8 protein-coding genes and 2 tRNA genes are annotated in these 8666 nt (G+C 35.9%); 9 read left to right on the top strand and 1 reads right to left on the bottom strand.

From position 1 onward, the window contains the following. Positions 1–2: 2 nt before the first annotated feature. The 9 genes from ISU02_RS01675 (at position 3) to ISU02_RS01715 (ending at position 8334) form a co-directional block, all read left to right on the top strand. Positions 3–755: a hypothetical protein gene (locus ISU02_RS01675; protein ID WP_194700036.1), complete on the top strand. Its 753-nt coding sequence runs from the start codon at positions 3–5 to the stop codon at positions 753–755. A gap of 111 nt (positions 756–866) precedes the next feature. After that, positions 867–2198 carry a CHAD domain-containing protein gene (locus ISU02_RS01680; protein WP_194700037.1) on the top strand — a complete coding sequence of 444 codons (1332 nt, stop codon included), beginning with the start codon at positions 867–869 and terminating at the stop codon, positions 2196–2198. A gap of 31 nt (positions 2199–2229) precedes the next feature. After that, on the top strand, positions 2230–2391 hold the full coding sequence (locus tag ISU02_RS01685; protein WP_194700038.1) for a hypothetical protein: 162 nt from the start codon (positions 2230–2232) through the stop codon (positions 2389–2391). 143 nt (positions 2392–2534) lie between these two features. Beyond that, positions 2535–4043, top strand: a complete 1509-nt coding sequence (locus ISU02_RS01690) for a Ppx/GppA phosphatase family protein (protein WP_194700039.1) — start codon at positions 2535–2537, stop codon at positions 4041–4043. Position 4044: 1 nt separating this feature from the next. Continuing rightward, complete coding sequence (ppk1, locus tag ISU02_RS01695; RefSeq protein ID WP_194700040.1) at positions 4045–6081, top strand: polyphosphate kinase 1; 2037 nt, start codon at positions 4045–4047, stop codon at positions 6079–6081. Positions 6082–6113: 32 nt separating this feature from the next. Next, a complete protein-coding gene (locus ISU02_RS01700; RefSeq protein WP_194700041.1) occupies positions 6114–7628 on the top strand; it encodes a Ppx/GppA phosphatase family protein in 1515 nt (504 codons plus the stop codon). A 224-nt stretch (positions 7629–7852) separates the two neighbouring features. Next, a tRNA-Met gene (locus tag ISU02_RS01705) sits at positions 7853–7927 on the top strand. A gap of 43 nt (positions 7928–7970) precedes the next feature. Next, positions 7971–8045, top strand: a tRNA-Met gene (locus ISU02_RS01710). Between the two features lie 25 nt (positions 8046–8070). After that, the gene (locus ISU02_RS01715; protein ID WP_194700042.1) at positions 8071–8334 is read left to right on the top strand and encodes a late competence development ComFB family protein; all 264 of its coding nucleotides are present in this window, start codon (positions 8071–8073) and stop codon (positions 8332–8334) included. A 98-nt stretch (positions 8335–8432) separates the two neighbouring features. On the opposite strand, the gene ISU02_RS01720 is transcribed toward ISU02_RS01715, so the two are convergent. Then, on the bottom strand, positions 8433–8666 hold a 234-nt coding region (locus tag ISU02_RS01720; protein WP_194700043.1), incomplete at its 5' end, for a hypothetical protein.

Here is an 8666-nt window from a genome sequence, read left to right on the forward strand (position 1 = left end):
TGATGAAAGATCAATATACCATAGAGTATTTAATGACAAACTCAAATTTGCCTGGACCAAGAGGTAATTTAGAACTTTTATACAAATTTGCTCATACGGCATCTGAGGAGATCAGCAACGAATGCCTCGACTATAATCGTGATGATTTAAGCAATTCTCCAGAAGAATTTGTGGTGATGTGTGGTGTGGTTAGTTTCTGTGTAAGGCAGACTCACCTCTTTATAATTGACGATGCAGATTCAGAAAGACTTGGCAAGATGGAAATTGAGCTTAAAAAGTATGCTAATCATTCCAGTTGGAGGATCAGGGAAGCGGTTGCAATCGGTCTGCAGGAGGTCGCTAAAAGCGGTGGTGTAATGCCGGTGATTCATTTTTTAAAAAAATGGTGTACGGGGACTGCACTAGAAAAGCGTGCGCTTGTTGCAACACTTTGTGAACCTGCACTTTTAAAGGATCAAGAAATGAATTCAATTGTCCTTGATTATTTACTTTCTGTTACTCATCCCTTTGAGCAAATAACCCGTTCGCTTACGGATGGCGAAAAATCACTCAGAAAGGCACTTGCTTATGGTTGGAGTGTGGCTATAGTAGCTTCTCCCGAAATGGGAAAGCGCTATTTCGAAGCTCTGGCTAAAATTGAGAACAAGCATATTAGATGGGTCCTAAAAGAAAATCTTAAGAAAAATAGGTTGGTGAAAATAGAATCAGAGTGGGTTGAAATGATGCTGCTAAGTTTTCAAATTGATGCGCGTTAATGTGCTTGTTTTAGGGTAAGTATTTAGACAAAGTGCGAGTATCTAGACAAATGAGTTGAATTAAATGTATTCAACTCATTTAGAGATTCTTTTATGGGTTGGGAGGTATTTATGTCTCATAAAAAAGATCAAAGTAAGCACAAAAAAGTACATAAAAAAGAGCCTAAATTAAAGCATGAATTAGAACATAAATTGGAATCTATGCCATTGACATTATTGAATCAAATAAAGTGTGAATTTTTACCCCTTACAGAACATTCCCTGTTTGAGCACAGTCATTTTTTAGATGTGGAAAGGCATATTCATGTGCTGGCTTCACAGAGAAAAATGGATGTACATATCGCGTTATGTATTGCCTATTTTCATGATATATCACGTATTAAAGAAGGCATAAATGGTAAATTGCATGCCAAGAGAAGTGCTGAAATTGCAAATAAGAGATTGAAAAAAATATCTAATGTCAAGCTTTCAAAGTCTACGCGCAAAGTCATATGTTCGGCGATTTTACATCATAATCAAAAGGCTAAAATTCATGGTCCTTTTGATGAACTCATAAAAGATGCAGACAGTTTGGCACATCAAGATGAATTTGGTTTTCCAAGTGACAGTGATTTTGAGCAGATTAGGCTTGATTTGATGGCGCTTGATCAGGTCAACTTTTCTGTTTCTAAAGTGATAGACATACAATCAGTTTACACGATGTATAGTGAAGCTTTTCTTGCGCTTTTTAAATCAACACCAAAGGATATGAATCACTGGGTTCATGAAATACGAATTGCCATACGCAAGTTGAGAGCACTGCTCTATTTTAACGATAACACCACACTTAAGAGAGAAACTTTTTCGGCGCTTAAGCCCATTTTTAAGGTGTTATCAAAGAGTAGAGCCCTCTATGTACTTTATAAATCACTGGAATCTTTTGAATCTTTGGAGGGCATCAGAAACGCTCTTGAAAAGATTTTAAAAGAAGAAAACCATAAGATTATGGAATATTTAAAAGGACATCAAAGTGGTGAATTTATAACAGGATTAGAGCAATTGTTGACTGCAAATAAATCGCATTTGAGTTTTCAAGATGCCGCCTTATCTAGGTTGATTAAAAGATATTTTAAATATCTTAACAGTGCGACATTGAAGGATAAGGAGACACTTCATCGACTTAGAATTGAAGGCAAGCAACTGAAATATCTGATGGGAAGTGGCCTTATTGAAATGACGCACCCCATATTTCAGGAAACCCTTTTGAGTCTTCATGATCTTTTAGGAGATCTCAATGACTTGCAAGATCAGGCACTCTTTTTTAAGCATTATAAGATGTCGGCAGAAGAAAGGCAGCTTTTGATGAATCACATATCGGATCAAACACATTTTTTAGAAAAAGAGATTAAAAAGAGACTTTTTTTGTTGAAAAAAATGATTCGTTTGAATAAAATCATTTTATAGTGGTATAAATATTCTGGGATTGGAGGTATTTATGTCTAAAAAAATGTGTAAACTTGTTAAAGAGGATTATTTAGAGGCACACATAGCTGAATATATAGAAATCATTAAAAAGCCTAAATATATTTGTAAAAAATGCGGTCGTGTTGCTGATGAGGAAGGGCGTTTGTGCAAACCCAAAAAAATAAAAGATTAGTGGCTTAGAAGCGTTGATGCCTATCAACGCTTTTAAAATAAATGCGTATTGCTATTGTTAAATTCATGTAAATTCATACTGTAAAAATGACTATGTTCACATACATAGATTATAATAGAGATATTACAATAGAGAGGTGTCCAATGAAACCCATATATGCAGCCATAGATATAGGTGCAAATTCTATCAAATTGAAAATAATCGAATATGTCTCTCATAAAATCACAGTACTTGAAGACATTTCAAATGATATCCTCATTGGGGAGGATGTCTATGAATGCGGCTTTATACAACATCAGACGGTTAAAGAAATCTTAAAAATATTGAGCTACTTTAACAAAGTGCTTGAGAGTTATGGCGTTGAAAAATATCGTGCCGTGGGGACCAGTGCCATGCGAGAGGCCAATAATTCCAAGATGGTTGTTGAGATGCTTAAAATTAAAACGGGCATTGATGTGGAAATTATAGAAGATAGCATTGAAAAATTTTTAACTTACAAGTCCATGAGAGACTACATGCCCAACTATCGCGACATAAGAAAAAGTGCACTTGTGGTTGAGATTAACTCAGGTAGTTGTGATGTTTCAATATATCATAGAAATCATTTGGTTAAAAATGATGAGATTAAACTGGGCACAAAAAATCTTAAAAATGTTATGCATGAACTTGAAGAACGTTCTGTTGTTTACCCAAAAGTATTCTTGGAACTTTTAGAGACAAGAACTTCACACATGTGGCAGAATATTCAAATCAAAAAAATAAAGCACTTTATCTGCTTGGGTGGAGAGGCGAAGCTCTATAAAATATTGCTTTTTGACAACAAAAGTGTCATTCCCAAGAAGGAATTTAAAGAGATTTATCAGAATTTAATCAATGATCATAGAGCTCTGAGATTTGATATGGAATCTCGTGGATTCAACTGGTATGAATTTGTTGTAAGTGTGCTCATCTATAACATGTTCTTTGATCTTACAAGTGCAGAATTTCTTCTGATTCCAGATATATCGCTGAGAGATGGGATTATTGCGAATTTTATTGAGAGAGACTACAACTTAAATCGATATAATGCGTTTAATCAAGATATATTGACACAAGCCTTAAATATCAGCAAAAGATATAAGAGTTCAGAGGCGCATCTAAAGGCTATAGAATCCTATGCGCTTATTTTGTTTAATGCACTGAAAAAACACTTTGAATTCGGAGAAAGAGACGAACTCTTGCTGAGATTAAGTGCAATTTTACATGAGATTGGCAAGTATACCAGAATGAAGGATTACCTGGTTACATCCTATGATAAAATCAGTAATTTGAGTATTCTAGGGGTTAAGGAAGAAGAAATTCGAATAGTGGCCCATGTTTGCAGACTTATTTCAAGTTCAGAGCACAAAGATTTAGATTTTGAGCTGGAAGGTATTTCAGAGACCAATTACAGTACAGTGTTTAAACTTTCATCCATCATGTCCATTGCAGATGCACTGGATAAAGGCAAAAAACAAAAAATTAGAATAGACAGAGTCAAAGTGACTGAGGATTACATGAGCATATACATTCGATACAAACAGGATATTACGCTTGAAGAATTGAGCTTTCAGTTTACACTGTCCAACTTTATAAATACTTTTGGTATTATTCCAGAATTAAAGGAGAAATAGTATGTATTTTAATAGAGAACTGAGTTGGTTAAAATTTAATGAACGTGTTCTGCTTGAAGCCAATGATTTAACGCTCCCCATTCTGGAAAGAATTAAGTTTAATGCCATATTTTCTTCAAATCTTGACGAATTTTTCATGGTGCGAGTTGCTTCAATCAAAGATCAAATGAATATTGGTTACACAAAGAGTGATCCTTCGGGCATGGCACCTGGGCCACTTTTTACGAGCATTAATCAAAAAGTCAGTGAGCTCGTTGAACTTCAAAATAAAATCAGTGATGAGCTTATGCAAGGACTTAAAGACAATCAATTCAATTTGCTAAGGCGAAATGATTACACGAAGAGTATTAGAGAATCGTTGAAGCAACTTTTTAATACTACGATTTTTCCTGTACTCACGCCAATGGCGGTGGACTTCAGCAGGCCGTTTCCTTTAATTTCTAATAAAAGACTCTATATTGCGGTTAAACTCTTAGTGCATAACATAGAGCGTCTTGCTCTGGTTGAAGTGCCCTCTGTATTGCCAAGAATCATGAGTATAGATGGTCCCAGCGATCATTGCTATGTGCTCTTAGAGGATATCATTGAGGAGTTTATAGCGGATTTATTTATTGGAAATACGATTTTGACCACGTGTCAATTCAGAATTACTCGAAATGGTGATCTAAATGTAATTCAAGAAGATTCTGATATACTGTTGAATGTTATTGAAGAAGCGATTAAACTCAGAAAATGGGGTGAAGCCATCAGGCTTGAAATTTCTTTTCGTCCAGATGAATGGCTTAAAAATACTTTGATTTCTGCATTTCACATGGAGGCTTCACAAGTTTATGAAATAAAAGGGCTGATGGATAAAACAGTTTGGTTCAAGTTTAAACCGCCAAAAGCATTGCAGCATCTTGTGAAAGAACCTCATGTGCCTCGTAAATTACCTTTTATGTCCAAAAAAAATATTTTCAAAACCATCCGAGAAGGCGATGTCTTTTTACAGCATCCCTATGAAAGTTTTGATTTTGTGGTTGACTTTATAAAACAAGCCAGTAAAGATCCTCAGGTGCTTGCCATTAAGCAGACGCTATATCGCGTCAGTGGAGATTCTGAAATTGTCAAAGCGCTTGCAGATGCTGCTGAAAAAGGAAAGCAAGTCACTGTACTTTTAGAGCTCATGGCGCGCTTTGATGAGCAAAACAATATCAATTGGGCCAAAAAACTGGAGCAAAAAGGGGTTCATGTGATCTATGGATTATATGGTCTGAAAACACATTCTAAAATCACGCTTGTGGTAAGGAAGGAAAAACAGCGTATTCGTCGATATGTCCATTTGGGGACCGGAAATTACAATGATCAAACCGCTAAATTGTATACGGATATGGGGCTTTTTACTTGCAAGGAAAGTTTTGGTGCGGATGCTTCTATTTTCTTTAACTTAGTATCAGGCTTTTCAAACGATATCTTTACGCATTCCATTATAGTGGCACCTTATCATTTGAGAAAACAGTTTTATATGCTGATTGATCGCGAAACAGCATATGCTAAGAAAGGTAAACCCGCTAAAATTATTGCTAAAATGAATTCTCTGGTGGATAAAGAGATTGTAGATCGGCTTTATGAGGCTTCCAAAGCAGGTGTGAAAATAAAACTGATCGTTAGAGGCATTTGTGTTCTTGTTCCCGGTGTTGAAGGATTGAGTGAAAATATTGAAGTGGTGAGTATCGTTGGTGAATTTTTAGAACACTCTAGAATATTCTACTTTTACAATGACCATCATTCAGAAGTTTATCTGTCCAGTGCAGATTGGATGACAAGAAATCTGGACAGACGCGTGGAGCTACTTTTCCCAATTGAGGATAAGATCATTGCGAAGCGAATCGAAAAAATACTGGATTTATACCTTAAAGATAATCAAAAGGCATGGATACTTTTACCGGATGGCAACTATGAGAAAAAGACCAGTAAGAGCAAAGATGCCCTTAAAGTACATGATTTTCTAAAAACGTTACAGTACAATGACAATGAAGAATTTATAAAAAAACTATAAACTAAAATTTATGATAGAAAGAATGTGGTGGCGTGGACGACAAAATAGCCGTTATAGATTTGGGTTCAAACTCTGTTCGACTGAATATTTATGGTATCAATGAGCTTGGAGGCTACAGTGTATTTGAACAAGCAAAGGAAATGGTTCGTTTAAGTGAGGGACTGGATCAAGATAATCTTTTAAAACCCGAGCCCATAAACAGGACGTTGAGTGCACTTAGATATTTTAAACGATTGATGGATGTCAATAAAGTGTCAAATACCTTTGCACTGAGCACAGCAGCGGTTAGAATGGCAGAGAATCAAAAGTATTTTTTGGAAACAGTTAAGACCGAAATCGGCATTGAGTTCAATGTGCTCACAGGGCAAGAAGAAGCTTATTATGATTATTTAGGTGTTGTGAATACCATTGCTTTTTCAGATGCAATTCTCGTGGACATTGGTGGTGGCAGTACTGAGATCGTGTTGGTGAAGAATCGTGAATTGATAGAATCTATAAGTTTGCCCTATGGTTCTGTCATACTTACAGAGCACTTTAAAAAACAAAAAAATAGAAAGAAGCAAATTGAGAATGCAGAAAACTTTATATTAGATCAGCTTAAAGACATACCTTGGTTAAAGGCAGGTGAGGGACTACCTATAATAGGTCTTGGAGGGATCATCAGATCTCTTGGCAAGGTTCATCGTAATTTAAATAGATATCCCATTGAAAATCTACACAATTACAAGATGACTAGTAATGATGTCAACAGCGTCATTGATCTTATTAAAGATACAGATCCAGATGACTTGGATAAAATTGATGGCATCAATAAGCGCCGTGCAGATTTGATGACGTTGGGATCAACGCCGGTTAATATGATTATGAAATATGTAGAGGCACCTGAGATGCGCATTAGTGCATATGGGTTAAGAGATGGTTATTTTTTAGAATACTTAAATCGAGATAGACAACAATCTGCTGTGTTTCCGGATGTGTTAGAGGCAAGTGTTCAGAATATGATGAAGCGTTTTTTTGTTAATCAAGAGCATGCCTACCAAGTGGAAAAAATTGCAGTTAAGCTCTTTGAAGGCTTAGCATCACTGCATGACTTTGATGCTAATGATTTAAAACTTTTAAGAATTTCAGCCCTGCTTCACGATATAGGTATGCACATTGAATACTATGATCATCATCTTCACGGCATGTACTTACTTATGAACAGTAAAGTGGATGGGCTGACCAACATTGAACATCTTGCAGTTGCCTTTTTAGTAGGAAATCATAGAAGCTATAATATCAAAGATCGGTTTAAAATTTATGAACCCTTTATCGATAAGGATTTCTTTAATAAGTACACTAAGTTGGCTGTGATTTTGCAAATATCCGAGCAGCTGGACAGAGCGGAGATTGGCAATATTATTAATTTGACAATAGATATAAGAGAAAGTGCGATTTATATTAAATTGGAGTCTGATGAAATGCCTACTCTAGATATGGAGTCTGCCATGAGATTTTCGGATCGTGTAAAAAAATACTATGGAAAAAACCTTCACATCTATTTTTAGCAGAAATTAGTCAAGTGGTATGAGCTTTTATAAGGGGCAAAATGTGAAGTTTTCGAAATGTAGTTGTATTTGGTTATGCGATTAAAGCATTGAAATAGGAGCGCTTCATAGTGTTATTTCTGTTGATATTATATTGAGTAATTCTAAAAAAAGTAGACTTTTTTTAATTTAAGCTACTTATTTTGATTATATGTGATATAATGAGTCTTGTTCAGAAGTAATATCGCGGAGTGGAGCAGTGGCAGCTCGTTGGGCTCATAACCCAAAGGTCGCAGGTTCAAATCCTGCCTCCGCAACCATTGAATTTCTTTGTGTGATCTTTAAATTAATATTGGAAAACATCGCGGAGTGGAGCAGTGGCAGCTCGTTGGGCTCATAACCCAAAGGTCGCAGGTTCAAATCCTGCCTCCGCAACCATTAAAATTTCAATGGGTGGTGTTTTATGAAGAATTGTATGGAAACTATTGTTTTAGAAACTTTTGAAAGCGTTAAATTGGACTACTGTGGTTTATGTAGTTGTGAAAAATGTAAAAAAGATATTCTGGCAATGTGTCTTAATAGATTGCCCCCTTTGTACTTTACATCTGAAAAGGGTGAAATATACACAAAACTCAATGAGTTTAAACTGCAATTTAGGGTTAATGTGATTCAAACAGTGACTGAAGCTGTTGAAATTGTAATGACACATCCTAGACATACCCCATAAAACTCAAGATATACCCCTCAAAAGGCTAGACAGGCCCCTTAAAATGACATATAATGATATAAAAAATTTAGACAGCATACAGATATGCTGTTTTTTTATTAAAACAACAAGATTTGAGCCGAAAGCTGTGAAGAGGCATGTTCAACCTCAAACAGTGTCAGCGAAAATCGTTTTGAGACATCGGGAGATGACTCAAATGTTGTTGTGTGCAAGATTTGAGCCGAAAGCTGTGAAGAGGCATGTTCAACCTCAAACAGCGTCAGCGAAAATCGTTTTGAGACATCGGGAGATGACTCAAATGTTGTTGTATGCAAGATTTGAGCCGAAAGCTG

It is taken from the genome of Fusibacter ferrireducens (assembly GCF_015352425.1).
Classification (GTDB): Bacteria; Bacillota; Clostridia; order Peptostreptococcales; family Acidaminobacteraceae; genus Fusibacter_A; species Fusibacter_A ferrireducens.